The sequence below is a fragment of the Cellulophaga sp. BC115SP genome, assembly GCF_009905545.1.
GTDB lineage: Bacteria > Bacteroidota > Bacteroidia > Cytophagales > Spirosomataceae > Flectobacillus > Flectobacillus rivi.
The window spans coordinates 36,911-62,219 of the sequence record NZ_JAAALB010000019.1; the positions used below are offsets into that span (position 1 = coordinate 36,911).

At 37.5% G+C, this 25,309-nt stretch carries 19 protein-coding genes and 1 pseudogene; 9 read left to right on the forward strand and 11 right to left on the reverse strand.

Annotated elements, in window-relative coordinates:
* Positions 1-65 precede the first annotated feature (65 nt).
* Positions 66-1,127 carry a response regulator gene (locus tag GVN22_RS15140; RefSeq protein WP_166551849.1) on the reverse strand — a complete coding sequence of 354 codons (1,062 nt, stop codon included), beginning with the start codon at positions 1,125-1,127 and terminating at the stop codon, positions 66-68.
* Between the two features lie 144 nt (positions 1,128-1,271).
* Complete coding sequence (locus tag GVN22_RS15145) at positions 1,272-2,873, reverse strand: PAS domain-containing sensor histidine kinase (RefSeq protein WP_205690913.1); 1,602 nt, start codon at positions 2,871-2,873, stop codon at positions 1,272-1,274.
* Positions 2,874-3,058: 185 nt separating this feature from the next.
* Between GVN22_RS15145 and GVN22_RS15150 the strand changes: the two genes are divergently transcribed.
* Complete coding sequence (locus GVN22_RS15150; RefSeq protein WP_166551850.1) at positions 3,059-3,640, forward strand: hypothetical protein; 582 nt, start codon at positions 3,059-3,061, stop codon at positions 3,638-3,640.
* 16 nt (positions 3,641-3,656) lie between these two features.
* Entirely contained in the window at positions 3,657-4,172 is a 516-nt protein-coding gene (locus GVN22_RS15155) for a GNAT family N-acetyltransferase (protein ID WP_166551851.1), read from the forward strand.
* A 37-nt stretch (positions 4,173-4,209) separates the two neighbouring features.
* On the opposite strand, the gene GVN22_RS15160 is transcribed toward GVN22_RS15155, so the two are convergent.
* The 4 genes from GVN22_RS15160 to GVN22_RS15175 form a co-directional block, all read right to left on the reverse strand.
* On the reverse strand, positions 4,210-4,566 hold the full coding sequence (locus GVN22_RS15160) for an iron chaperone (protein WP_166551852.1): 357 nt from the start codon (positions 4,564-4,566) through the stop codon (positions 4,210-4,212).
* Positions 4,553-4,924, reverse strand: coding sequence for a DoxX family protein (locus GVN22_RS15165; RefSeq protein ID WP_166551853.1), 372 nt, complete (start codon positions 4,922-4,924; stop codon positions 4,553-4,555). The genes GVN22_RS15160 and GVN22_RS15165 overlap by 14 nt, the downstream gene beginning before the upstream one ends.
* A 41-nt stretch (positions 4,925-4,965) precedes the next feature.
* On the reverse strand, positions 4,966-5,148 hold the full coding sequence (locus GVN22_RS15170) for a hypothetical protein (protein ID WP_166551854.1): 183 nt from the start codon (positions 5,146-5,148) through the stop codon (positions 4,966-4,968).
* A 109-nt stretch (positions 5,149-5,257) separates the two neighbouring features.
* Entirely contained in the window at positions 5,258-5,671 is a 414-nt protein-coding gene (locus tag GVN22_RS15175) for a VOC family protein (RefSeq protein ID WP_166551855.1), read from the reverse strand.
* Between the two features lie 179 nt (positions 5,672-5,850).
* Between GVN22_RS15175 and GVN22_RS15180 the strand changes: the two genes are divergently transcribed.
* Entirely contained in the window at positions 5,851-6,828 is a 978-nt protein-coding gene (locus GVN22_RS15180) for a helix-turn-helix domain-containing protein (protein ID WP_166551856.1), read from the forward strand.
* Positions 6,829-6,890: 62 nt separating this feature from the next.
* Here the strand turns inward: GVN22_RS15180 and GVN22_RS15185 are convergent, their stop codons facing one another.
* The gene (locus GVN22_RS15185; RefSeq protein ID WP_166551857.1) at positions 6,891-7,685 is read right to left on the reverse strand and encodes an alpha/beta fold hydrolase; all 795 of its coding nucleotides are present in this window, start codon (positions 7,683-7,685) and stop codon (positions 6,891-6,893) included.
* 112 nt (positions 7,686-7,797) lie between these two features.
* Entirely contained in the window at positions 7,798-8,304 is a 507-nt protein-coding gene (locus tag GVN22_RS15190; protein ID WP_166551858.1) for a GNAT family N-acetyltransferase, read from the reverse strand.
* Between the two features lie 433 nt (positions 8,305-8,737).
* On the opposite strand from GVN22_RS15190, the gene GVN22_RS15195 reads away from it, so the two are divergent.
* Positions 8,738-10,453, forward strand: coding sequence for an IlvD/Edd family dehydratase (locus GVN22_RS15195; RefSeq protein WP_166551859.1), 1,716 nt, complete (start codon positions 8,738-8,740; stop codon positions 10,451-10,453).
* Between the two features lie 281 nt (positions 10,454-10,734).
* Here the strand turns inward: GVN22_RS15195 and GVN22_RS15200 are convergent, their stop codons facing one another.
* A complete protein-coding gene (locus GVN22_RS15200; RefSeq protein ID WP_166551860.1) occupies positions 10,735-10,929 on the reverse strand; it encodes a hypothetical protein in 195 nt (64 codons plus the stop codon).
* A gap of 359 nt (positions 10,930-11,288) precedes the next feature.
* On the opposite strand from GVN22_RS15200, the gene GVN22_RS15205 reads away from it, so the two are divergent.
* A complete protein-coding gene (locus GVN22_RS15205) occupies positions 11,289-12,698 on the forward strand; it encodes a glycoside hydrolase family 125 protein (protein ID WP_166551861.1) in 1,410 nt (469 codons plus the stop codon).
* 253 nt (positions 12,699-12,951) lie between these two features.
* Here the strand turns inward: GVN22_RS15205 and GVN22_RS15210 are convergent, their stop codons facing one another.
* Positions 12,952-13,737, reverse strand: coding sequence for a transglutaminase family protein (locus GVN22_RS15210; RefSeq protein ID WP_166551862.1), 786 nt, complete (start codon positions 13,735-13,737; stop codon positions 12,952-12,954).
* 286 nt (positions 13,738-14,023) lie between these two features.
* Here GVN22_RS15210 and GVN22_RS15215 point away from each other — a divergent pair, with 286 nt between their 5' ends.
* A complete protein-coding gene (locus GVN22_RS15215) occupies positions 14,024-14,788 on the forward strand; it encodes an SDR family oxidoreductase (protein ID WP_166551863.1) in 765 nt (254 codons plus the stop codon).
* Between the two features lie 176 nt (positions 14,789-14,964).
* Here the strand turns inward: GVN22_RS15215 and GVN22_RS15220 are convergent.
* Positions 14,965-15,804, reverse strand: a pseudogene (locus GVN22_RS15220) (transposase).
* 173 nt (positions 15,805-15,977) lie between these two features.
* Between GVN22_RS15220 and GVN22_RS15225 the strand changes: the two are divergent.
* The 3 genes from GVN22_RS15225 to GVN22_RS15235 all read left to right on the forward strand — a co-directional run bounded on the left by GVN22_RS15225 (position 15,978) and on the right by GVN22_RS15235 (position 25,300).
* Complete coding sequence (locus GVN22_RS15225; RefSeq protein ID WP_166551864.1) at positions 15,978-17,618, forward strand: DUF4419 domain-containing protein; 1,641 nt, start codon at positions 15,978-15,980, stop codon at positions 17,616-17,618.
* A gap of 235 nt (positions 17,619-17,853) precedes the next feature.
* Positions 17,854-21,981: a two-component regulator propeller domain-containing protein gene (locus GVN22_RS15230; protein WP_166551865.1), complete on the forward strand. Its 4,128-nt coding sequence runs from the start codon at positions 17,854-17,856 to the stop codon at positions 21,979-21,981.
* Positions 21,982-22,165: 184 nt separating this feature from the next.
* On the forward strand, positions 22,166-25,300 hold the full coding sequence (locus GVN22_RS15235) for a TonB-dependent receptor (RefSeq protein WP_205690914.1): 3,135 nt from the start codon (positions 22,166-22,168) through the stop codon (positions 25,298-25,300).
* The last annotated feature ends 9 nt before the right edge of the window (positions 25,301-25,309 follow it).

The window sequence follows — 25,309 nt, forward strand, 5'->3', positions numbered from 1 at the left end:
CATGAGCCATGAAAAAGGCGTAGAAACCGTGTTTCTACGCCTAATTTTTTGCTTGAAGTCCTCTCCTAATTTCTTAAATTAGCCAACTTCTTCTCGTCGATAATCGTAATTTCACTACCGCTAATTTCGATTAGTTTATCGGCTTTAAATTCACTCAGTGTTCGAATCAGTGACTCTGTGGCTGTACCCACAATGGACGCCAAATCGTCTCTCGAAATTTTCATGGTAAATTTCGTACTTTCTTCTGCCTTATACTTTTTCTGTAACAACAGAAGACCGTCTGCCACACGCTTGCGAAGAGAATTGTATGCCATGCCTAATAAATATGTCTCTTTATCGGCAATATTATTAGCTAACAATTTGATGAATTTATTGGCAACTTGCTGATTTTTAGATAAAAGCTCCATAAAATCACCTCTTGGAATACCGATAATTTGTGAGTCTTCCAATGCCTCTGCTGTTTCTTGATAATCTGTATTTTCGATGATAGCAATATGACCAAAGAAATCGCCTTCATTGTAAAGCCCCGTCACAAATTCTTTTCCATCACGGTTGGTTTTGTAGGTCTTAATTTTTCCAGATTTTAAGAAATAAAACTTAATAGGCTCGTCTCCTTCAGAATAGACAATTTGTTTTTTCTTCAAAGTGGATACCTTTCTATCGGACGATAAATCTGTTAAATCTCGGTATTTGTTCGCTTCCGAATAGAGTTCTTCCAAATGCTCGTGAGCCACTTTTCCTGCTCCATGCAAAAGTTGTTCAACTTTTTTCAAACGACTTTCGATCGCATTCAATAATTCGATTTCATGAAAAGGCTTTGTCAGATAGTCATCTGCGCCCATTTCCATTCCTTTTCTAAAGTCAGTTCTTTCTGTTTTAGCAGTCAAGAAAATAAATGGAATCCCTTGTAGATCAGGATTTTGATTAAAAATATGTAATACTCCATAACCGTCAAGCACAGGCATCATAATATCACAAATGACAATATCAGGACGACTTTGAATGGCTTTTTCAACTCCATCTTTACCATTAACTGCGGTAATTACTTCGTAGTTGGCCAATTCGAGAATCTCGGCGGTGGTTTCTCTGATGTCATCGCTGTCTTCGATAAGTAATATCTTCTTCATAAAGTTTAATTGTTGTGTTAAGACAAGTTTTAACAAATGATTTTTATTGAATATTGAGGTAAATCTGTGTTAGTACTGAACGATGAATCGCGAATGTGGCGTTTTAGTCATCCTCCGCTTTGTGTGACTCTTTTGAAGGCTAAATCAAGCCAAATCCAACTGCACAGTCACCGTTGTACCTTCATTGAGTTTACTCGAAATACTCACTTTTCCTCCAAGCAACTCTGTATATTTGGCAACGATATGTAGACCCAATCCAGTACCTTGAATATTAGTAACATTTACACCTCTAAAGAAGCGGTCAAACAAATGTTTTTGGTCTTCCTCAGATATACCAATACCTTCGTCTTGTACACTTAAGACAAAATGAGAAGGCATTTTTTGTGTTCGAATTGTAATACACGAGCTCTCTCCTGAAAATTTAACGGCATTGGAACACAAGTTGATGATGATTTTTCTCAGCAAAGATTTATCCGTAAGAAGTTCTGTTTCCCCCGAGTGCTCAAAACGTAGATTTTGATTTTTCTTCAGCAAATTGCTCACGTCTGCCAAGGTATCATTTACCAACTCAGGAATTTCAACATAGGCTAAATGTGCCTCAATTTTTCCTTCTTCAAGTTTTCCTACTGACAAAAATTCTTCTAAAATATCTGTCAAATTACTTACAGCCGATTTTATTCGGTGAATATGCTTCTCGCGCTTTTCTTGGTCTTCAGTTTTGGGATATTTAGAAATTAAAGAGGCTGAGGATAAGATAGCGGTCAGTGGTGTTCTAAATTCGTGAGAAGCCATAGCCACAAAACGAGACTTTAGTTCGCCCAATTCTTTTTCTTTACTCAGTGCCAATTCGAGCTCTTGCTTCGACTCTTCCAAGTCCTTGAGTGTTTCTACCAACGCATTTGTCCGATTCATGACCTCCTGCTCGAGACTCTCATTGAGTTTTTTTATCTCTTGGTTTTTCAGAATCATCTCCATTTCGATTTTCTTCTTGTACGTAATATCGTTGATAAAGGAGATAAAATATTGATTACCATTTTGCTCAAAAAAACTCAAACTGATTTCTACCGAAAACAAGGTGCCATCTTTTTTACGGGCTTTCAAATCCAAGCCAATACCCATTGGACGAATTTGAGGTTTGTGTAAATACTTTTCGGTGTGTTGACGATGGGTACCTGCCAATGCCGTCGGAAGTAACGTTTCAATAGGCATACCAATAAGCTCATTGGAATCATACCCAAAAAGCGCATTAGCAAATCGATTGGTTAAGACGATTTTACTACTTTTATCCATCATCACAATGCCCATTGCAGCGTGCATGAACAAAGCCTCAAAACGAGCCTCTCCTTCAGAAAATTGAATCTGCGTATGTTTTTCCGCTTGAATATCGGACAGATTAACCAACCAATGCCCCTTAGCAGTATCTGGTTCTTGAAGTAACTTTACCTGAATGCGTCCCCAAAATTTAGTACCACTCGGACTCGTAAAACTGTCGTCAATACAAAATTCAGCTGAAGTTTTTAGATGTTCTGAAACCTGAAGTTCCCACTGAATGAGACTTTCATTGTTGCGAAGTCCTTCCAAGAAAAAGTTATTGGCTTGCTCCAGATTTTCTAACTCAAACATTTTTAGCCCTGTCTTGTTGAGATAGATAAACTTATGCGTATCTGGATTGTAGATTCCAACAAATAGCGGGCTATTCTCCAAAGCAACGTGACAAAGTTGTTGGTCTAAGGAAGTACAGTTCATAGGTATTATGGCTTTGTTTCGTCATAAATGATACTTTACTCTACGTAAATTCTTCATTTTGCGGGGAGAATCGTTTATGAGAAGGTATCTGTCAAAAATAGTCGATTTGAATAAATTTTAGTTCTTCGATTTTTCAAATCATTCTGGGTAAATTTACATGATAATGCCGATATTTTCCTGAAAAAATGAAAAAAATCACCTTCTTTACTTCTTGTGTTGCAACCTTATTGTCAGGAATGCTTTGTTATGTTTTTTGGAACGAACATCAAGAAGAACGCTTTATCCAAGAAAATCTCAAGAATGCCTTAACTGATCTGTCTAAAACTACTTCAGCGAAATCAGATTCTTGCCTGTGGTTATGGTACTCTAACACTACGCTTTATAAGGTATTTGTGGATAAAAAAGGTAATGCTACTATTAGTTATGGTTCGAGGAAATGGCAACGAAAAATTAACAGTATTTCTACAAAAATGTACTTTGTGGATGGCGATTTCAATTTGAATAATTCGCCAGAAATATATCTGTTTGGACTCACCTCCAAAGGATACGTCGTTCAAGCTTTTGAATTACAGCAAGAACAGTTACATCCGTTTGCCTTGCCTCCGCTCATGGGGACAAACCTTTTTGGTTATCGTGGTAATGATTCCTTATATTTTGAGAAAAACCTTTTGGTACGTCAATTCCTAACGAATTATGGTCAAAAAGTCTGCTATTACGAACTTATGCCTAACTTGCAGTACGAACTTCGACTAACAAAAACTCTTTAATACTTCATCAAAAATTATGAATTATGAAATTATGAAAGCAAGCTTGGAGGATAGCAAACGCCTTTCAGCGCTGTGTAAAAGTATTTATGTTGAACATTATCTTCATTTGTGGCTAGAGGGAGGAAAGGATTGGTATCTTGAGAAATCATACGCCGAGCAGGTAATTTATAGTGAGATAATGCATCCGAATTCAGATTATTTCATTCTTTCGATAAATTCCTTGCCTGTGGGATATTTGAAGGTAAATTATGACTATTCAGAAAAAAGTAGTGCCCTCGAAGTAGAAAGAATCTACTTTCATCAGTCCTACAAAGGGCATGGATTAGGACGTAAATTGATGGAATTTGCTTTTGAATTAGCCCAAAAACAAGGAAAAGAAAGTGTTGTCTTGAAAGCGATGGATAGCAGTAAAGATGCCATTGGATTTTATCATAAAATCGGATTTCAACAAATTGGCACGCTCATTTTACATGATTTTGAATTGATGAAACCAGAATACAGAGGAATGGTCATTTTAGAATATTGTTTTTAATAGAAAACCCTTGCCAAGTATGGCAAGGGTTTGTGTTTTATTTACTCCTATTTTCCTCTAGTCTGTAAGTTACAATTTTTTGAATCAAATCAAAAGGAATCTCCTGATTTAAAGGAAATTGTATCGAACCTTTTGCCCATTTGTAATGGCCTAACTCAGATTCAAAATGTTTGATTCCTGAACCAGTCGGATAAAATCCGATATGATTTTTGTAGGCCGCAAAGTAGACTAATACGCCTTTGAACTTGTACGCGGGCATATTGTAACTAATACATTCCTGTGCTTCGGGCGCAGTTGCTCGTATCAAATCTCGAATTTGACCAACAATTAGTTGAACCTCCTCAGGAAAGTTTGATTCGTACTCGTCTACGCTTAAGAACTTATGCTTTTCCATCCTCCAATTTATGGTAATAAAAATACGAAACCATCAAAACTACTAATACTATCAAAGGAAAGAATGCTTGTCCGCCCACGCCATCCACGGCGGCATGACTGATGCTGGCAAAAAGAAAGTCAAATACAAAACCTGCATAAGCCCATTCTTTTAATCGCTTAGGGACCTGTGGAATCATCAATGCCAAAGTTCCTAATACTTTGAATACCACCAAGGCGTTTCCAAAATACTCAGGATAACCCAAATGCTTGATCCCTTCCTTTGCCAATTCGGTTTGAGAAGTAAGCGCTGGCATCACTCCTTCAAATAAGAAAATGAGCGTGGTAGTAACCCAGAAAATAATTTTGTCTTTTTTCATGTTAAATAAAGAGAAATTAAGTGTTTATGCGGTATTGCGAGTTAGACTTTATGTTTTTTCAAATGAAATCCTGCTGTTTGAGCCGCAGGCGAGTTTAGGATTTCTTGACTTTCTTTTGCGGCCGCCGCTGCGGTTACTTTTCTTGTGTCAAGACAAGAAAAGTAAGGAGTGTCGATAGGAAATGTTGTTTTTTTAAACAAATGCCAAATAAAATTTTTAAACATACTATTAGTAGTGTACGAAGAATTTCAATCAATTTCGGAAAGGTGCGGAAACACCTACTTCTTGAATAAAGAAGTAAACTATCCCTTTTTTGCCTATCTCCTCACTCAATTACTGTTTCAATTCCATAAACTTCTCCATATCCATCCAGCCAATTTCCCAAATATGTCCGTCGAGGTCATTGTAGGCACGACCATACATGAAGCCATAATCCTGAGAAGGACGAGCTTCTGTTCCTCCTGAGGCTAGCGCTCTTTCCAAAATAGCATCAACCTCCTCTCTGCTTTCAGAATCCAGTGCAATAAGCACTTGGGAGGTTTCGTGAGCATTAGGAATCTGTTTTGGCGTAAAAGTCTGAAATCTTGATTCTTCTAACAACATTACAAAAATATTCTCAGAAATTATCATACAAGTAGCCTGATCGTCAGTAAACTGAGGGTTAAAAGTGTATCCGACATGAGTAAAAAATTCAATAGATTTTTGGAGATTTTTTACAGGGAGATTTACAAAGATTTTAGAAGCCATAAGTTTTTTAGTTTTGAATATGTTTTATCAGAAAATCTATTTATTGTTTCTTTTCTACAAAAATACTGTCTACAAAAATTAGTCACAGATAGTAAATACGACAAAATAAAGGTTGTTTACGACAACATTAATTTTTACATTTGTAAGTAAACAAAAACCTTACTTCAAACCTAAAATCTGTGAAAAAAGTAGCTATCATTGTCCCCGAAACTGCTGTAATAGAAGCAGTTGCCGACCCTCGGTATCTATTACTAGCTGTCAACCAATTTCTGTCTCAAGCAGGTCAGCAACCTTTGTTTGAGGTTCAATTAGTGGGTCAAAGCAAAGAAGTAAAAGTCGCCAATGGTGTATTTTCTATACATACTGATGCTGTTATTTCAGAAGCACAAAGACCAGACTTGATTATTATTCCTGCCCTGAGTGGAAATTTATCCGATGCCATTAGTCTCAATCAATCATTTCTACCTTGGATTCGCCAAAACTATCAAGAAGGTACCGAGGTGGCAAGTTTGTGTTTAGGAGCATTTTTATTGGCATCAACAGGTCTTCTCAATGGCAAATCTTGTTCGACTCATTGGTTATTTGCCAATGATTTCAGAACAATGTTTCCTGAGGTAACCTTGATGGACAATCGAATTATTACAGAACAGAATGGATTGTATTCGAGTGGAGGCGCCAATTCATACTGGAATCTCTTGTTGCACTTAGTCGAAAAATACAGTAGTCGAGAATTAGCTGTTTTGGCTTCCAAGTTTTTCGTACTAGACATCAACCGTAAAAGTCAATCATCGTTCAGTATTTTTCACGGACAAAAAATGCATGATGATTCCGCTATAAAGTTGGTACAGGAATTTATCGAAGAGCATTTTGAAAAGCGCATTACGATTGAAGAATTAGCGGCACAGCACAACCTAGGACGACGTACATTTGAAAGAAGATTTAAAAAAGCAACCAATAACTCAGTAATAGAATACGTACAAAGAGTAAGAATAGAAGCAGCAAAAAAAGCCTTAGAAAGTGGTCGAAAAACGATTACCGAAGTGATGTTTGATGTTGGCTACAGTGACACGAAGGCATTCAGAGATGTTTTCAAAAAGATTACTGGGTTATCGCCAACAGACTATAAACAACGTTATGAAAAAATAGGCATTGAATAAATTGTCTCAGTATGAAGATACAACGCAGGTATCTTCATACTGAAACTTTACTACATCTACTTCTATTCCTCCAAAAACTTCAGTATCTCGACAGAAAACTCGGCAGTTCGGTAGGTTCCGTTATGGTCTCCTTTCACAATTGCTAATTTTGCATTTTTAAAAAATCCTTGCAAAATTTTCGGATCGCCATTATCCAAATCGGCATCACCGTTGATAATCATCGTTTTCCCTTTAAAATTTGCCAGTGCTTTGGGCGAAGTTGCAGGTTGATAACGTTGTAAATACCCCAACACCAATGTGTCAGCGCCAATAGATTTGGCATATTTTACGGCTCCTTGCGCTTCTGGATACATATATGCTTTACCTAAAAAAGCCTCCTCAAACATTTTTCTTCTATCCCATTCTGGATTAGTAAAATGCTGTCCTATTCCTCCCAGCACTGCTTTTTTGACTTGTTTATCCAAACTCAATAATTTAGCGGCGATAATTGCTCCTCTTGAATAGCCTACCACTGTATATTCTTTAATCTGTAAAGATTTTATCAATGCCATCATATCTTTAGTTTCGGCATTATTTTGATAAAATTTTTCCTCGTGAGGCTTGTCAGATTTCCCATTGCCGCGCATATCTGGCACGATAACACGATAACCTTTGGCAATCAAATCTTTATACAACTGTGTTCGACGCCAATTGGCGCCTGTATTGATAAAGCCATGCAATAAAAGTACGGGCTTGCCTCGACCTGTATCTTCATAGGCAATTCGTTGATGGTCGAAGGATTCAAAATAATGAATAGTTTGCGCTTTTAAAGAAAAGCAAGAAATTAATGTTGTGAGTAAGAGAACGATTGATTTCATAAGTAAGAGAAATAGTTTTATAGAAAATTAATTTTATCAGCCTTAGGCTTTAAGCTATATGCAGTAGGCAGACTTGTTAAAGCAAAATGTAAACCATAAGGCGTTATATTTTTCAAACATTCAGTTCGAAAAGAAATAATTCATCGTTGTGTAATATGATTTTATCTACCTTAACGAGTCCAATTTTTTCCAGTAATTTTTGTGAAGCATAGTTCTCCAAATTGGTAATAGCTTTGATTTTTTTGAGAGAAAAATCTTCAATAGCAGCCTTCAACATCCTTGAAGCGGCTTCAAACCCATAGCCTTTTCCTTCATACTCTGGGAAAAAGGCAAAGCCTATATCGATACCTTCCAAGCCTTCACGGTCGTACAAGCCACAACTGCCAATTTTGACACCATCCTCTTTACGAATCACGGTGTAATTGCCATATCCAAGTCGCTCGTATTGATACAACACACGACTGTTGATATAATGAATAGCATCCTCTACATCATGAATATTTCTATCTCCTATAAATTGAAGCCATTTGGGAGTATTCAACAAAGCCAAAATAAATTCAGCATCTTCAAGGTCTGTCGGTTTTAAGATTAACCGTTCGGTTTCAAATGTTTTGTACATTGGGTGTTGGGAGAGGTAAGTAATAGCTAAACGCAGTAAGCAAAAGCTGTACGCTAAGCGAATTTATGTAAAAAATAATGCAAAATAGAGAATATAACAAAAGAGCATATTTAAATTTTCTAAGTAATAAAAATGAAAACGCTTGTATTAAATTTTATGAAATCCTACTGTTTGAGCCGCAGGCGAGGTGGGTCGCCACTCCGATTAGGATTTCTTGACTTTCTTTTGTTACTTTTCTTGTGTCAAGACAAGAAAAGTAAGGAGTGTCGATAGGAATTCTATTTCTTTTACAAATACCAAATAAAACTTCAAACATACTCTAATTCAATTATCTCTTTTGGATTTCATTACGAATTGAATCTCTCTAAAATTAATCATAATTTCCAGAAAAGATTAATTTAGCATCTATCCCGAAAAACAAATACTATTTAACATGAAAAAAAATCAACTTCGTTCACAAAACTGGTTTGGCAAATCAGGCAAAGATGGATTTATCTATCGAGCTTGGATGAAAAATCAAGGGATTCCATCTGATTTCTTTGAAGGAAAACCTGTCATTGGTATCTGTAATACTTGGTCAGAACTGACTCCCTGTAATGCTCATTTTCGTGACCTTGCCGAAGCCGTCAAAAAAGGCGTTCTCGAAGCAGGTGGCTTCCCTGTCGAATTTCCAGTGATGTCTCTGGGCGAAACGCTCATCAAACCTACCGCCATGCTCTATCGTAATTTGGCAAGTATGGATGTCGAGGAGTCTATCAGAGCCAATCCTATCGACGGCGTAGTATTGCTTTGTGGTTGTGATAAAACCACCCCTTCGCTGGTTATGGGAGCTTGTAGCGTAGATTTACCTACCCTTGTTATCTCTGGTGGCCCCATGATGAAAGGCAAATGGAAAGGCAAAGATATAGGCACTTCAGATGTTTGGCGATTTGCGGAGGCATACAAATTAGGGGAATTATCTCAAGAAGAATTTGTAGAAGCCGAAGCCTGTATGGCACGTACACAAGGACATTGTGCCGTGATGGGAACTGCCTCCACAATGGCAACCATGGTAGAAGCTTTAGGTTTATCCTTGCCCAACAATGCGGCTATTCCAGCAGCAGATGCCAGAAGAAAAGTAATTTCTCAACTTTCGGGCAGACGTATTGTCGAAATGGTGCAGGAAAATTTGACCTTAAGTAAAATACTGACCAGAGAAGCATTTGAAAATGCCATCAAGGTAAATGCTGCGATTGGTGGCTCTACCAATTTTGTGATTCACCTTTTGGCAATTGCAGGTCGCATTGGAGTCGATTTATCGATTGATGATTTTGATAGACTTTCTCAAGATATTCCTCTATTGGCAAACCTCCAACCTTCTGGGGAGCATTTTATGGAAGATTTGTATTATGCTGGAGGCCTGCCTGCAGTCATGAAACAAATGCTAGAGCATTTACATAAAGATACGATTACGGTAAATGGTAAAACTGTAGCTGAAAATGTTACGCAATCTGAAATTTACAATTCTGATATCATTAGTTCACTAGAAAATCCTTTTAAACCTAATTCTGGAATTGCAGTGGTAAAAGGAAATTTAGCACCAAATGGTGCAGTCATAAAACCGTCTGCTGCGACTCCTGCTTTGATGAAGCATCGAGGAAAAGCGGTAGTTTTTGAAAACATTGAGGACTATCATGCTAAGATTGATGACCCCGATCTTGATATTGATGAAAACTCGGTGATGGTTCTCAAAAATGTTGGACCTAAAGGCTATCCTGGTATGGCAGAAGTTGGCAATATGAGTTTGCCTAAAAAGTTATTAGAAAAAGGTATCAAAGATATGGTACGTATTTCGGACGGCAGAATGAGTGGTACAGGTTTTGGTACAGTTGTACTTCATGTTTCGCCTGAGGCTGCGGCTGGCGGCAATATTGCACTGGTACAAAATGGCGACTGGATAGCGCTGGATGTAGACAATCGAAGCCTTACGCTTGAAATATCAGAGAAAGAGCTCAAAAATAGGCGTAATAATTGGGTAGCACCTAACCTTAACATCAACCGAGGATATGTCAGTTTATATATCAACCATGTCGAGCAGGCGCATTTGGGGGCTGATATGAGTTTTTTGAAAGGAAAATCTGGCAGTGAGGTTGCTCGTGATTCGCACTAGTCTGATATTGAGTGAATGGTGGTTGAGTGATTGAGTGATTATTTTAAAATCTATTTCTGTCGTAGAGATGTAATGCCTTGCATCTGAAGAAGTGTCATTTTAAAATATAGTGTCAAAAAGCGGTCGAAAATTGATTTTCTGACCGCTTTTTTGATATTATTCTGCTCGGCTGACTCGGTTTAAGACGCAAAGCATTGCGTCTCTACAGCTTAGAATAATCACTCATTCGCTCAACCTCAATTCACTCAATTAGGGATGGCTCATGTTTTGTTTAAAAGCCATTAATGCCAATGTGCTCTACCTTTACCGCGACCACGTCCTCGTCCAGGTTTTTCTACAACAATGACTTCCCTTGGCTGTTGAACTACTACCGTTCTTCGTGGACGTCTATCAACAAACACCGTTCGCGTGGGTGTTACACAACTGGCTAAAAATGCCACCGAAAAAATTACAAATAGACTCAATATTGGTTTCATAAGGATTACAATTCAGAAATTAAAAAATCAATTATCTAATCTAAAAACGGTCCAAGTAAGCTCAGATTTTGTCAAATAATGGTAATTGAGTAAGTGGTTACGATATGATACCAATTATCTATTTGAGATTTCTAATTTCTGAAATATGGAATACACCTTTATTTTTAGTAAAACATGATTCGAGTGAGTTATTTGTTCTTCCGACATTCCTAAAACTTATTCTGGTAATATCTTTCCATAAAATGATTTTTTCGACAACTTTGTCGCTTTAATTTTTGTTACAAAATCACTCATTTTCTGTAAAACCTAGGGAATGGCATTTGTCCTTCCTTTAAGCCCTTTTTAAAAACTATTTAAAAATGAACAGACGTCATTTTATCAAAAACAGCTCATTAGCAGGTCTTGGATTAGCCTTTTATTCAAACACCTCTTATGGTGCAACCGACTTCCCAGTTGTACGTGTTAGCGCCGACAAAAGAAATTTTTCGAGTCCAGCAGTAGAAGAAACGATTACTAGACTCAAATCAAAAATCAAAGATCCAGAATTAGCTTGGTTATTTGAAAACTGTTTTCCCAATACTTTGGATACAACCGTTCATTACAAAGTTGAAAACGGTAAGCCTGATACCTTTGTGATTACAGGAGATATTGATGCCATGTGGTTGCGTGACAGTACTGCCCAAGTATGGCCATACTTACCTCTTGCCAAAAAAAATGAAGATATTCGCAAATTGTTGGAAGGAGTCGTTCGTCGTCAAGCAAAATGTTTATTAATCGACCCTTATGCCAACGCCTTCTATGCCGAAAAAGGCAATAGCGAGTGGACCAAAGATTTAACGGATATGAAGCCCGAACTCCACGAGCGTAAGTGGGAATTAGATTCTGTTTGTTACACCATCCGTTTGGCATATCATTATTGGAAAACCACAGGCGACACCTCTGTATTTGATGCAGATTGGTCAAAAGCGATGAAAGGCGTTTTGAGAATTTGTAAAGAACAACAACGTAAAAATAGCAGAGGAAGCTACAAATTTGGACGTAATACTTTCTGGTCTACAGATACAGTACCGGGCAATGGTTATGGCAATCCAACCAAGCCTATTGGTATGATTCATAGCATTTTCCGTCCATCTGATGATGCTACGATTTTTCCATTTTATACTCCTGCCAACCTTTTTGCAGTTGTATCTTTTAAACAATTAGGAGAAATCGCTGAAACAGTTTTGAAAGATGCAGCATTTGCTCAAGAGTGTAAAGCCCTATCTGCTGAAGTCAAAAAAGCAATTCAAGAATATGCCATTTATAACCATCCAACTTTTGGTAAAATATATGCCTTGGAAGTAGACGGATTTGGCAACCATTTGTTACAAGACGATGCCAATGTACCAAATTTACTTGGCTTGCCATATTTGGGTGCGGTGGACGTAAACGACCCTATTTATCAAAATACAAGAAAATTTGTATTGAGTTCATTCAACCCTTATTTCTTCAAAGGAAAAGCAGCTGAAGGAATTGGTAGTCCTCATACCTTAGTTGACAACATTTGGCATATTGGTTTGGTGATGCGTGCCATGACATCTACAAATGACCAAGAAATTGCGGCTCAATTGAAAATGATTAAAAATACACACGCTGGCACTGGTTTTATGCACGAGTCTTTTGACAAAGACGATTCGTCGAAATTTACAAGAAAATGGTTTGCTTGGGCGAATACTCTTTTTGGCGAATTGATTTTAAAAATTGAAAAGGAAAGACCGCATTTATTGTAGAACTATTGAGTGATTGATGATTGAACGATTTAGTGATTTTTCTTTATAGATTTAATGGATAGAGACTTTCTACTTTAGATCTAAAAAAGTCACTCAAAAATAAAGAATCAAAAACGGCGTTCGAAAATAGTATTTCGAACGCCGTTTTTAATATTAAAATTTATGATAAAACCCCTTTAGACACAACGCACTGTGTCTCTACCGCCTACATACAAATTTTAAAACAATCACTCAATTCGGAATACTTCAGATTTTATACCTGTTCAACCCAGACCTTCATGTTTAGTAATTCAGAACTTCCAAATTGCGTAATCAATGCCACATCAGTGGCATCTCTTCCATAGGCAATAACAATTCTTCCGCCCGTAGTACAATCCTGAACTGCATCAAAAGCGTACCATTTACCGCCCAAATACACCTCAAACCAAGCGTGCAAATCTATAAATTTCAATTCCTTCACATAGCCAACCACCATTCTCGAAGGGATATTGATACTTCTACAAAGAGATATAGCTAAATGTGTGAAATCACGACAAACGCCTTTTTTCAAATCCAAAATATCTAAGGCAGTTGTACTAGATTCTGTCACACCATATTCGTAAGCAATATTCTGATGAATCCATTCACTAATGGCTGTAACTTGCTCATAACCAGACCATATTTTCTTGGTAATATCAACAGCCAATCTACCGATCACAGGGCTATCTGACTGGCAATATCTACTTGGAAACAAAAATTGTAGGGTATCACTCGGAAGGTTTTCAATGAGAACATAAGCAGCTTGAGAATTCACATCAACATTATCATCAACCTCTGCCACTACTTCCGAACGAATAGTTACTGTGCCAACGGGAAGTAACATACGTTGACATACATTTCCAAACGAGTCTATGTACTCTACGATGGGTGTATAGGGACTCAGAATTAGCCTATCTTCCTGTATGAATTGTCCTTCAGTACTGCGAGGGCGCAACATGGTAACGACAGGTGTGGGCTCTTTAATTTGGTAAATAAACTCTGCTCCCGCTGATAATTTCATGAATAAGTTGTGTATTAGACGTGTTGATGTATGACCTATCCAAATTTGTGGTGAAATTTTGATAGGTTTATAAGGCTCTTCTACCTAAAAGAAGTAATATTGAGGGATTAGCTCGTAAACAAATATAGCTAAAAATAAGGGTTATCTGAACTTGTTTTAGCTTTATTTCGTCGAAATATTAAACCTTAGTTATCATTTCACACCATAATTAAAGTAATTTTCAAAATCAAATGGGAAGAATTGGCATTTGATAAACGCCAACTCATAAGATTCGATATTTCATACTATGACAAACTGGAATTTGCAGGGTAAAAAAGCCCTTATTACAGGTGGCACAAAAGGCATAGGAAAAGCCACCGCCACTGAGTTTTTGAAGCTTGGCGCACAGGTTCTTATCATTGCAAGAAATGGCGATGAAATCCAAGAATGTATCAAAGAATGGAGCACTTTAGGTTTTGAAGCGCAAGGAATCGCAGCAGATGTAACCCAATCCGAAGAGCGTGAATTGTATATTTTCCCTATTTTAAAAGAATGGGGCTCTCTTGATATTCTGGTGAATAATGTGGGTACCAATATCCGAAAAGAATTCACGGAATATGAGCCAGAAGAAATTCAAAAGGTATTTGAAACCAATCTTTTTAGCGCCATCGCTATGACGCGACTATGTTTTGAGTTTTTGGAAAAAGGTCAGGATGCTAGTGTGATTAATGTAAGTTCTGTAGCAGCGTCAGTGGATGTTGCTTCTGGTACTCCTTATGGTATGACAAAAGCAGCTGAACTACAATTTACCAGAAATTTGGCAGTAGAATGGGCAAAGTATGGCATTCGTGTAAACGCTGTTTCGCCATGGTACACCAAAACACCCTTGACCGTTCCGGTGCTCTCTCAACCTGATAGACTCAAAAAAATTCTGGATAGAACTCCCCTGAATCGTGTTGCAGAACCCGAAGAGGTAGCTTCTGCAATTGCCTTTTTCGCCATGCCTGTTTCATCCTATATCACAGGACAGAATTTGGCTGTAGATGGTGGATTTTTAGCCAAAGGACTCTGAGCGAGTTTTGAGTGATGAGTTTGGAGTGATGAATTATATCTTGTCCTTTATAAAAGCGCCGTAGGTACGACAGAAAACTAACTCTATTAAAGACTGTCGCTCCTACGGTGCGGATAAAAAATTGGTTACTGAAAAAAACTCTATTTTGTGTAATTGATAAAGTTAATTAATTGAAGTCATCTTGACTTTTTGATTTTCTTCATTGAGATGATAATAAAAGCTATAAAGTGAAATCCTATCCAACTTGAAAGGGTTGTGTTAAATCGATTTAACAAAGACCTGTAACTATCTATTCATGCGTTAGTTCTTTCAATAGAGTATCTTTCTTATAGAGATCTTCGTCAATAGCGCTAGACACATTATCGCCAGTAGTGTTCCTTCTGTTGGGAGCAATATTGGCGATAATGTTTTTTTGATGGCATAATTGATGTAAACTTTCCGCATCAAATCGCAGCGGCGAACCACCCAGCGTCGGCATTCATAAATAGTCCACCAACTGAAATAGTAGCGTCTTCTAAAACCTTAGTGAGTTCTCCAAAAGTGTTCTCAATGTTAAATAAATCATTGCGATTACCTGAAACTAGCGTTGACATAGCCAATGCAAGTCATTGTTTATCAGTCAAGTAAAGTGCATCAGTAGTTTTTCTCTTCTTTCTACCTTGATAAGCAATCTCTTCGCCACCTCGAATACATGACGAATGACTTCCATCTAAATTTACCAATGAAAGGTCGAAAGAAGACTTGTATTTTTTTAAAAGTTCTATCCAACACTTTTTCCAAATACCTTCCTTGCACCAACGGCGATAATGTCCGAAAACAGTTTTATAATGAAGAGCACGAGTGCTAAATAGGCTTTTGACAGGTAATAAATGCCATTGAATTCCGCTTTTTAACTTATAAAGAATACAGTTAATTATTTCACAAAGAGGCACTTGTGGCTTAAATCCTCGTTTTCTTTCAGGTAAATAACTAATTTTTTCTGATTCTATTATATCTTTGCTGAGTACGTAGTACATAAAAAGGTTGCTTGGTATGGTTCGCAAAACAAATATCGGCAACCTTTTTTATTTCTATGTAATGCTACCAAAAGTCAAGATGACTTCATTCTTACTTTCACTTAAAAAATGGTAATTTACAGAGTCATTCCTAAAATCACGCAAATTCTAAACTTAATTTAAGATATACTGGTATGAAAAAAAGCATTTTCTACACGCTAATTACTTTATCAATACTTTCATGTCAGAAAAAGCAGGAGGAGCAACATTCTAATGCTCCAAAAGATTCTCAAGAAGTCTCCACACAAAAAACTCTCCAAAAGCCTGAAGGAATTACTTTTCAGGTAGATGATGTTACATTGGCAAAAAACTTTCTGAAAGAGCTTCCTGCTCACAAGGCATTTCATATCTCAGTAGGTAAGGAACTACTTTTTTATCCCGAAGAACAAAAAGCTTACCATGTTATACCTGCTCAAGAAAACGGTTTTGTAAGTACAATTCAGTATTGTTATGATCAACATCGTCCATTAGTCCTTTCACCTGATGCCATCTGGACGACAATTTGTCAAGGAGTTTCCTATCACATAAATGAAAACTACAGTTCTTTAAAGGGAAAATTATTTGAGAAAAATAAGCCCAAAATCCTTTCAATCCGTAACGATAGTCTTGAATTTGGAGCAAAGCACTGGAATATTTTTATAAATGATATTTCAAATGAGACTCGCAAATACACAAAACAGGATTATTACTCTTTTTTTGTTGGTGATTACTCTACCACAACGCCCGTCATCAAAACAGCTTATCAAATTGCCTTGCTTAACTCTTATAAAAAAGGCTTTGATTACATCGCTGAAACAGGATGTGGCATTCCTTCTATTACGATAACAGGAACGAAGGAAGATTGGGAAAAAATCCAACAGAAAATTCAACTCCTCGATCAGATTGGCTTAGAAGATTGGCGCCATGAACTATCTCCAATTATTGAAGAGTTTAAGTTGGCAAGTCAAGGTAAAATTCACCAAGAGTTTTGGCGGAATATCTACAAAAATGCGACAGAGTATAATAGATTCTATATTTCGGGGTGGATGATTAAGCTGTTTCCATATATTAAACAGATGGAGGAAAGCACTCAAAGAAATGCTAATGGCGAGACAATCACCAAAGAAATATTAAAAAAGAATCCCTTTCTCAAAGATGACTTGTATTTGAAGTCTACCTTAAGTACAGATAATTTCCCTTCTGGAGTCTTGAAGGTGCCTATTACTTGGGAAAATCATTATAAAAAAACAAATACGAAACTTGAGTTGTGTGCTGGTTTTTTGGGTATATCTCAGTTTCAAGATAAATCTTTGGAACCCCTGATTTCGTGGGTGGTAGCAAGTACAAAAGACGAAAAAACATCTTTCGAATATAATGCAGTCGACTATTCGATGGTACATCGTGAAAATGATTGGTCGCCCAATTTTGCGAGCTATGTAATTGATTCTGCCATCTATGATTATAAAACCAATGCCACAACCTCAAAGAGCTTAGCCTATATCAAAACATATCTGCTCACCTCTATGGCAAATGACTCTAAATGGCATTCCGTCAAATTAGAGCATGATACCTTAAAAATAGAAATTCTAGTCAACGGAAAAGTTGGAGAAGTTTCGTTTTCAAAAACTAAGAATCCTACATTGAATCAATTTTTATATCAAACCTTACGAAAACTACCCGCACCTTGGCTACCTGCCCGAGCTACGATAGATGCCGTTATTGAATTAATGGAAGATGAGAATCTTTCTCGAAAAAAGATTCGAGTAAACAGCCTCGTTGAAATTCCTTTTCAATAAGGTGACCATTCATGTTTTCAAGGCTTAGATAACATCATCTCAGTTCATCTAAATGTATATTCTTGGTAATAAGCGATTGTCGAAAGTATAGTTATTAGTGCGCAAATTGGGTTAAAGACTAAGCCTCAAATAGGCTGACCGATAAGTAATGGTTGGGGATTACTCATTAAGGAAGAATCAATAAATTACCATTGGGATAGCATCTTTTCGGGAAAAACTCTTTTATTTTTGTACTATGAAAATATTCTGGTACTTATTTCTGTTCTTTTCCACTAACTCCATTGCTCAATTTTCTCAAAATACTAAAGCTTTAAAATACAGCACTAAAGATGGTTTGTCTTTTGGGATTGTCAACTCTATTGTGCAGGACAACAATGGCTTTATGTGGATTGCCACCGACGATGGTCTCAATCGTTTCGATGGTATTTCTTTTCGTGTTTTTCGCCATGATTCCGAAGAGAAATTTAGTTTACCAGGCAATTACATCAATACCGTTTTCAAGGATTCTCATGGTCAACTTTGGATTACTTCCCGAAAAGGACTCCTAAAATTTGATGCTTCACAAGAACATTTCTATCCTCAATCGCTCTACAATGGCAAAAATATGGATGAGGATATTAGCTCGATTTCTGAAGCAAAAAATGGCAATCTCTGGATTTCGTCTTCTTTACATGGAGTATTTAATTTTAACCCTCAGACAGGAAAAACGCTTAACTATCGCATGACCAACACGACGGGGATGCGTAGCAATACCATTTTAGTCACCCTAGAAGACTCCCAAGGACTTGTTTGGCTTGGCTCGCATACCAATGGGATAAATGTTTTTCAACAGAACAATAATAAACTACGTCCCTACTCCATCAAAAACATAGAACTACTCAATAATTTTCGCATTAACAGCATTTTTGAGGATTCCAACCATCAAATTTGGTTAGCAACTTTTGATGGGATTTACTTTTTTGACAGAAAATCCAATAGTATTTCGAAAGTAGGTTTTACTAATTTTTCGAGTAATAAAGTCTTCATATCATTATTGGAAGACAAGCAAAAAAATCTGTACATCGGCGTTCAAGATGGCGGATTATATCAAATCAAAATACAACCCAATTACCCCCAAATCGCTGCATTACCCATTCAGGTGGTTAAAGAACCTAATGGAGTACTAACCCAACGTTCAGTACAATGTTTGTATGCCGACAAAGACCAAAATATCTGGCTTGGAACTTATGGCGAAGGCATTATGATGCTTAATCATAGTCCGCAACGTTTTTTACAGTTTCAGAAAAAAATTACCACACAAAATACTGAAAGCTGGCTTCGCTACTACGGTATGACTGCCGACCATGAGGGAAATCTTTGGCTCGGAACTGACGGTGATGGTATTTACAAAACTACCCACGAAGGAAAAACCCTCAAGCATTATGTTGCCAGTAAAGCCAAAGGAAGCCTGACCAATAATGCTATTTTATCGGCATTCAATGACAGTAAAAATAACCTTTGGTTTGGTTCTTATGCTGGTGGATTATACCGCTACGACCCTCGTACCGATAGTTTTATCAATTACAAACATATTGCCACCGACCCCAACAGCATCGGCGCCAACGACGTCAGAGTAATCTTTGAAGATGCTCAAAAAAACATTTGGATTGGCACAAATGGCGGCGGATTCAGTCGATTTAATCCTCAAAATCAAACCTTTACCAACTACAGCAGTAAACTTCGCAACTTTGATTCGAACGATGTACGCGCTATTGCCCAAGACCATCGAGGTAATTTGCTCATTGGTACTTACGGCATGGGGGTTATCCAATTTAACCCACAGACCCAGAAATCTACGCAACTGCTCAAGGATGTTCTTCCATCGGGCGTTGTATTGAGTCTAGCTTATCACCCCAATAATGGATTATGGATAGGTACACAAGAAATAGGACTGATTCGTTATCAATTTGACTCCAATACTTATACCAGATTTACAGAAAAAAATGGTCTGAGTAGCAATACTATCCTGTCGATCAAAGCGCTACCTAATCAGCAAATTTGGGTTAGCACCAATGCAGGTATCTCAAAAATCGATGCTAAAACCAACAAGATTTATAATTATGATAGAAAAGATGGGCTCCAAAACGGGCAATTCAATGGTGGGTCAGTTTTGTATGAGCCCCGCAAAGGATTTTTATGTTTTGGAGGAACCGAAGGTTGGAATCTTTTTTATCCCAAAAATATCGATGTTCTTACCTATCAGCCTAATGTGTTAATTACGGGTATTCAGCTATACGGAAAAGACATTGACCAAAGTGGCGTGCCTCAGCGAGAATTTATTCCTTTTGACAATCAAAATCCTGATGCGAAAGTAGAATTACAACCCAATCAATCAGTTTTTTCGATTCAATATGGCGCTATCAACTATTCGTATCCAGACGAAAGCTACTTTGCTTATCAGCTTGAAGGACTAGATAATGATTGGAACTATGCTGGAAAACAAAAATCTGCTACGTATCGCTATCTCGAACCTGGGCACTATGTATTTAAGGTAAAAGTGGCGAACAAAGACCGTGTTTGGTCTGACAAAATTGCCTCTATCAATTTAGTAATTTTACCCCCTTGGTACAAAACATGGTGGGCATATTTGATTTATTTGGGCATTATAGCTTCTGCTATTTATTACTATCAACGCTATCGACAAAATCAGGCAGAATTGAAATACCAAATTCGGGTAGCAAAAATTGAAGCCGAAAAAGAGAAAGAGTTAAATGAGAAAAAGCTTTCGTTTTTTACACAAATATCACACGAGTTTCGAACACCCCTGACCTTAATCATTAACCCAATTAAGGAGCTACTGAAAGATGAAAGTCAAGATACGAATAGCTTGCAATTGGTGTATCGGAATGCAAGAAGACTATTGAGTTTGGTAGACCAATTATTACTATTTCGAAAAGCAGAAGCTGAAAGAGACCATCTCAAGGTATCCTTATTAAATGTCAAAGAATTGGCAGAGGAGGTATTTTTATGCTTCACATATCAGGCAAAAGAAAAAAACCTCCATTATGATTTTGTTTGTACAGATGAACAATTGGAGATTTATGGCGATAAAGAAAAGTTAGAAATTGCACTTTTTAACCTTATTTCTAATGCCATTAAATTTACGCCAATGGACGGTGCTGTTTCTGTCAGCATAGAAGATACGCCTCGATATGTCAATTTTTATATCAAAGATAGCGGCAAAGGTATTGATGCAAGTGTTGGCGAAAAGCTTTTTGAGATGTTTTATCAAACCAAAAATACCCGTGCGGCGGGTTTTGGGATTGGTTTATTTTTGACAAAAACCTTTATCAAATATCATAAAGGAGACATTTCGTATTCAAGTAAGGAAGGTACAGGAACGACCTTCAAAATCAGTTTGCCAAAAGGATATGATCATTTGGATATAGACAGTATTGTCCTAGAATCAAAACCAGAATCAGCCTTACTGGATGAGTTAAAGGAGGAGAAAATTGAATCTAAACCACTTGTAAAACTCAATAATCAGGTCATCGTAGAGGAGCTTGTAGGTGAACAAAACACGATGGTCGTGATTGATGACAATGAACAAATCAGGGCATATCTCAAACAAATTTTTCAACCACAATTCAAAATCTATGATGCCGAAAATGGGCAACAAGGACTAGACTTAGTCAATGAAGTTTTGCCAGATATTGTGATTTGCGATATTATGATGCAAGGGCTTAATGGCATTGAAGTGTGTACCGAAATCAAGCAAAATAAACAACTCAATCATATCCCCGTAATATTGCTGACCGCCAGTACATCCTCTGAAGTAAAGCTCAAAGGCATTGAAGTCGGAGCTGATGATTATATCAGCAAACCTTTTGAAAAGGACATCTTGATTGCTCGAATTAATAGTATCCTGAAGAGTCGGATGGACTTGCAACAGTACTTTTTTAACGAAGTAACTTTACAAGCGCATAACCTAAAAATCTCTCCAGAATACAAACAGTTTTTGGATCAATGTATCACCATCGTTGAACGAAACCTGATGGATTCTGATTTTAATGTAAGTGTACTAGCTACCGAAATTGGGATGAGTTCGTCGAGTCTTTACAACCGTATCAAATCCATTTGTGCACAGTCGCCCAACAACTTTATTCGTTTTATCAGACTCCGTAAAGCAGCCGAAATATTAATTTCGACAGACTATACTGTTTCCGAAACAGCATATCAAGTGGGCATCAATGACAGCAAGTATTTTAGGGAGCAATTCAACAAACAATTTGGGATGAATCCTTCCGCTTATATCAAAAAATATCGTAAGCCTTTTCATAATCAGCATACATTTAACAAAGACGTTTTTCCGAAAAAAAGCTAAACTTACCCTCCATTTTTTCATAAAAAAGCCCTAAAATTTACCATTTTAGGGCTTTTTGTTTGATTACCCCCTACCATATAAGGATTTCCCCCCTCTCAAAATAACTCCATAATCCTAGTTTTGCTTCAAATATTTCAATGTCAAAAAGCACAAATTTTCCAATCAAACAATTTTCATTTAAAAGATGAGACAACCTTTATTCTCCCATTTCGAAAAGGACTTAGGAAAAACAGGCATCAAAAACCTGTTAAGTCCGAGTACCAAATTCTTATTATGCCTTATGATGATGCTTTCTACCTTTGCGACTTTGGCGCAAGACAGAAAGATAACAGGAACAATCCTTGATGAACAAGGAGCAGCACTTCCGGGTGCGAACATACAAGTAAAAGGCACTAGCAAAGGTGTATCAGCAGATGCGAATGGTAAATATTCTATCTCTGTTCCAGCCAATGCTTCTACCTTAGTATTTACTTTCATTGGTTATACTACACAAGAAGTAGAAATCAAAAATCAATCAGTTATTGACCTAAAATTGGTATCAGATACCAAGTCACTACAAGAGGTAGTAGTAGTAGGTTACGGTACTCAGAAAAAAGTAACCTTGACAGGTTCGGTATCGGATGTAAAAGGTAGTGAAATCGTGAAAAGCCCTCAGCCAAACTTATCAAACTCATTGGCAGGTCGTTTCTCTGGTTTTATTGCGAACAACCGTGGTGGTGAACCTGGTTATGACGGTTCGAGCTATACCATTCGTGGTTTGGCATCGACAGGAAACAACGACGTGCTTATCGTTGTGGATGGTATTCCAGGACAAATTGGCGGTTTGGAACGCCTAGACCCAAATGACATTGAAAGTATTTCGGTATTGAAAGATGCTTCGGCAGCTGTTTATGGTAGCCGTGCAGCCAATGGTGTAATCTTGGTAACAACTAAAAGAGGTACAACAGGCAAGCCGACTATCTCTTACAGCTTCAACCAAGGATTTAGTACGCCAACTCGCTTGCCAAAATTAGCAGATGCTCCTACGTATGCAACAATTTTGAATGAGATTGACTACTACAACAACCCAGCAGGTGGCATGAATCAGCACTATTCAGCAGCTGAAATCACGAAGTTTGCGAATGGTTCTGATCCATTGAATTACCCAAATACTAACTGGCAGAAAGAGGCTTTGCAAAGTGTTGCATTACAAAACCAACACAGTTTGACTGTAAACGGTGGTAACGAAAATACACGTTATTTCATGTCAATTGGTATGATCAATCAAGATGGTTTGTTGAAAAACGGTGCTACCAAATACAACCAATACAACTTCCGTTCGAATATTGACGCCAACATTACAAAGGATTTCAAAGTAAGTTTGTCTCTCTCGGGTCGTCAAGAAGACCGTCAGTATCCAATCAGTAGTGCAGGTAACACGTTCCGTTCGATTTATAGAGCTTATCCGACAGTAGTTGCAACTTATCCAAATGGATTGCCTTCGACAGGTGTTGAAAATAATAACCCTGTAGTATTAGGTACATCGTTAGGTGGTCTTAACAAAAACCCTACTACAGTATTTAACGGAATTTTGAGAGGTAGCTACAACTTACCTGTAAAAGGCTTAAGCGTAGACGGATTTTTGTCAATCGACAAATCGTATAACTTTTCGAAATCATTTAGCATCCCATACATCTTGTATTCGTACAACCGCAATACCAATGCGTATGACCAAGTGGTAACAGGTGGTTCGGCTGGTGCAGCAACTTTATCTGAAGCACAAACTAACTCGTCTTTACAAATCCAAAACATTAAGTTGAACTACAACTTAGCAACGGGTCGCCACAATGTAAACGCTTTTGTTGCATTTGAACAAAGTCAAAACCGTTCGGAGACTTTTGGTGCATCAAGATTGAATTACCCTACGCCATCAACGCCTGAACTTTCTCAAGGTGGTGCTGCGGCTACAGACAAAAACAACTACGGTAGTAGCTACAACTTTACAAGAAGAAGTTATATCTCAAGAGTTGCTTACAATTATAGCGAGAAATATTTGGCAGAATTGCAAATGCGTGTAGATGGTTCATCAACGTTCCCAGATGGTAAGCAATATGGTTTCTTCCCATCGTTCTCGGCAGGTTGGAGAATTTCAGAAGAGCCTTGGTTCAAAAACAAAGTTACAAGTGTTGATGACTTAAAATTACGTGCCTCTTACGGTACTTTGGGTAATGACAACGTAGGTCAGTTCCAGTATTACAACAACTACTCGTTCAATAACTCTTATGTAATCGGTGCTGATGTTATTCACTCTGGTATTGACTTGACAAAATTGGCTAATCCAAATATCACTTGGGAAGTTGCTAAGAAATTAGACATCGGTTTGAATGCGACTATCTTCAAGAAATTATCTGCTGAAGTTACTTATTTCCAACAAAATCGTTCAGACATTCTTGCAGCTCGTAATGCTTCTATCCCTGGAGTTTCAGGTATTGTAAACCCTTATGGTTCGGGTGCTTTAGTGCCAGATCAAAACATCGGTAAAGTGAGCAACGCTGGTATTGAAACTAGTGTAACGTACAACCACTCTGGAGCGTTCAGATATATGATTTCTGGAAACTTTACGTATGCAAAAAGTAAAATCGAATTTATCGATGAAGCTTCTGGCTTACCAGATTACCAACGTCAAACAGGTCGTCCTTTAAATACTTATTTGTTATACAGATCTCTTGGTATTTTCAGAAGTCAAGCAGATTTGGACAAATATCCACACTTGACAGGTGCTCGTTTGGGTGATTTGATTTTGGAAGATTATAACAAAGACGGCAAAATCACAGCAGATGACCAAGTTCGTTCTGACTACGGAAACATTCCACAAATGACTTTTGGTTTGGTATTCAATGCAGGTTACAAAAACTTTGACTTCTCATTAGTATTTGCAGGACAAGCGCAAGTTAGCCAATATGTATTACCAGAATCTGGTTCAATCGGTAACTTCTACAGTAGCTGGGCAGACAATCGTTGGAGTCCAACTAATCCAAATGGAACGTATCCACGTGTAGACACTCGTTCTTCTTCTTCAGTAAACGGTGGCTTATACCCAAGTACTTTCTGGTTGAACAACGCTTCATTTGTTCGTTTGAAAAACCTTGAATTCGGCTATACACTTCCAAACAAATTATTGAGCAAATTAAATATCAAACAATTAAGAGTTTATACTAACGCTTTCAACTTGTTGACATTTACAGGTGTGAAAGATTATGACCCAGAAGGAAACAGTTCAAGTGGACAATTCTACCCACAACAACGCATTATGAACCTTGGTGTCAATGTTAAGTTTTAATCTTTAATG

Bases quoted from the DNA above. Each gene is read 5' to 3' on its own strand.
- GVN22_RS15160 (WP_166551852.1), bottom strand. From the start codon at position 4,566: ATGGAAAAGCATAAGTTCTTAAGCGTAGACGAGTACGAATCAAACTTT.
- GVN22_RS15150 (WP_166551850.1), top strand. From the start codon at position 3,059: ATGAAAAAAATCACCTTCTTTACTTCTTGTGTTGCAACCTTATTGTCA.
- GVN22_RS15195 (WP_166551859.1), top strand. From the start codon at position 8,738: ATGAAAAAAAATCAACTTCGTTCACAAAACTGGTTTGGCAAATCAGGC.
- GVN22_RS15145 (WP_205690913.1), bottom strand. From the start codon at position 2,873: ATGAACTGTACTTCCTTAGACCAACAACTTTGTCACGTTGCTTTGGAG.
- GVN22_RS15210 (WP_166551862.1), bottom strand. From the start codon at position 13,737: ATGAAATTATCAGCGGGAGCAGAGTTTATTTACCAAATTAAAGAGCCC.
- GVN22_RS15140 (WP_166551849.1), bottom strand. From the start codon at position 1,127: ATGAAGAAGATATTACTTATCGAAGACAGCGATGACATCAGAGAAACC.
- GVN22_RS15175 (WP_166551855.1), bottom strand. From the start codon at position 5,671: ATGGCTTCTAAAATCTTTGTAAATCTCCCTGTAAAAAATCTCCAAAAA.
- GVN22_RS15190 (WP_166551858.1), bottom strand. From the start codon at position 8,304: ATGTACAAAACATTTGAAACCGAACGGTTAATCTTAAAACCGACAGAC.
- GVN22_RS15200 (WP_166551860.1), bottom strand. From the start codon at position 10,929: ATGAAACCAATATTGAGTCTATTTGTAATTTTTTCGGTGGCATTTTTA.
- GVN22_RS15170 (WP_166551854.1), bottom strand. From the start codon at position 5,148: ATGTTTAAAAATTTTATTTGGCATTTGTTTAAAAAAACAACATTTCCT.
- GVN22_RS15155 (WP_166551851.1), top strand. From the start codon at position 3,657: ATGAATTATGAAATTATGAAAGCAAGCTTGGAGGATAGCAAACGCCTT.
- GVN22_RS15215 (WP_166551863.1), top strand. From the start codon at position 14,024: ATGACAAACTGGAATTTGCAGGGTAAAAAAGCCCTTATTACAGGTGGC.
- GVN22_RS15165 (WP_166551853.1), bottom strand. From the start codon at position 4,924: ATGAAAAAAGACAAAATTATTTTCTGGGTTACTACCACGCTCATTTTC.
- GVN22_RS15205 (WP_166551861.1), top strand. From the start codon at position 11,289: ATGAACAGACGTCATTTTATCAAAAACAGCTCATTAGCAGGTCTTGGA.
- GVN22_RS15185 (WP_166551857.1), bottom strand. From the start codon at position 7,685: ATGAAATCAATCGTTCTCTTACTCACAACATTAATTTCTTGCTTTTCT.
- GVN22_RS15235 (WP_205690914.1), top strand. From the start codon at position 22,166: ATGAGACAACCTTTATTCTCCCATTTCGAAAAGGACTTAGGAAAAACA.
- GVN22_RS15230 (WP_166551865.1), top strand. From the start codon at position 17,854: ATGAAAATATTCTGGTACTTATTTCTGTTCTTTTCCACTAACTCCATT.
- GVN22_RS15225 (WP_166551864.1), top strand. From the start codon at position 15,978: ATGAAAAAAAGCATTTTCTACACGCTAATTACTTTATCAATACTTTCA.